Source organism: Arthrobacter sp. 05T47 (assembly GCF_056395825.1).
The window spans coordinates 1-1,593 of sequence record NZ_JBFTKG010000133.1 but is presented as its reverse complement, the minus strand read 5'-3'; the positions used below and the strand labels follow the sequence as shown (position 1 = coordinate 1,593).

General features: G+C 62.6%; 2 protein-coding genes. Both read left to right on the top strand.

Going from position 1 to position 1,593, the window contains the following annotated elements; genetic code table 11:
* The coding region (locus tag AC1DEY_RS23280; protein WP_476870065.1) for an SDR family NAD(P)-dependent oxidoreductase at window positions 1–675 on the top strand (675 nt) is incomplete at its 5' end.
* 44 nt (window positions 676–719) lie between these two features.
* Window positions 720–1,593, top strand: an 874-nt coding sequence (locus AC1DEY_RS23275; protein WP_476870064.1) for a dioxygenase family protein, incomplete at its 3' end; no start/stop codon positions are given.

Here is a 1,593-nt window from a genome sequence, read left to right as displayed (position 1 = left end):
GGCCACGCCACAGCACTGGCACTTGCCGCACAGGGTGCGACCGTCTACGGAGCCGACATAGCCGCCTCCGCCGGCGACGCAGCTGACGGGGCCATCCAGTGGCGGCGCCTCGACGTCGCCGAAGAAGACGGGTGGAAGGCACTCACGGAAGAAGTGCTTCAGGCCCACGGCCGCATCGACGTCCTGGTCAACAACGCAGGCCTGGTCGGATCGTACGAATCGATCACGGATATCGACATCCAGGACTGGCACCGGATCATCTCCGTCAACCAGACCGGTGTCTTCCTGGGAATGCGCTCCGTCGCACCGGCCATGCTGGCGCAGGAATCCGGATCCATCGTGAATGTCTCGTCCATCTGGGGACTTGTCGGAGCAGCTGGCGTCGCCGCATACCAGGCATCCAAGGGTGCCGTGACCATGATGACGAAGAACGCCTCCGCCACGTGGGCAGCGCAGGGGATCCGCGTGAACTCGGTCCACCCCGGGCTGATTACAACACCCTTGACGGAAAACCAGGATCAGGCGATTTCCGATGAGCTGATCGCCAAGACCCCCATGCACAGGGCAGGAAAGGCCAGCGAAGTCGCCGATGCGATCGTCTATCTCGCCTCCGACAGGGCCTCCTACATCACCGGCGCGCAACTCGTTGTCGACGGCGGATTCACCAGCATCTGAGCCCCACTTACCAGCCGCCCCAGCTCCAAGGAAGGAACAGCACCATGAGCACGGACCTCGGCCCCGGCACACTGACTGCCGCTGTTATCGACAGTTTCCGCAATACGCCGGATGACCGGCTTCGGACCATTCTGACCAGCCTCACCACCCACCTTCACAACTTCGTCAGGGAGATTGAACCCTCCATCGAAGAATGGGAAACCGCCATCAACTTCCTGACCGCCACAGGCCAGAAGTGCGACTCCGTCCGGCAGGAGTTCATCCTCCTCTCCGACGTGCTGGGCGTGTCCATGATGGTGGAAACCCTCAATGACGCCGAAACTCCGGACGCCACCGACTCCACTGTCCTGGGCCCTTTCCACATGGTCGAATCCCCACAGCGGGAGCTGGGGGACAACGCCTCACCGGAAAGCGAAGGAGACATCTGCCTGGTCAGGGGCCGCATCCTCTCCGTCACCGGTGAGCCCGTCCCCAATGCCGCCATCGACATCTGGCAGGCAAACACCAAGGGCTTCTACGACGTCCAGCAACCCGGCATCCAAAGCATCGGCAACGGACGCGGCCTGTTCACGTCCAACGCCGCCGGAGAGTTCTACTTCCGCAGCGTCATCCCCAGCTATTACCCGATCCCGACCGACGGCCCTGTCGGGGACCTGCTGCACGCGACTGCCCGGCACCCGAACAGACCGGCGCACATCCACTTCATCGTGGGCGCGCCGGGTTTCCGGGAACTGACGACGCACATTTTTGTTAGCGGGAGCGACTACATCGATTCCGACGCCGTTTTCGCCGTGAAGCAGAGCCTGATCGCCGAATTCGTGCCCAACACCTCAGAGGCCGATGCAGCCCGCTATGGGCTCACCTCACCGTTTATGGAGGCAGTGATCGACATTGTCATCCACCCCGACCTTGTCGACC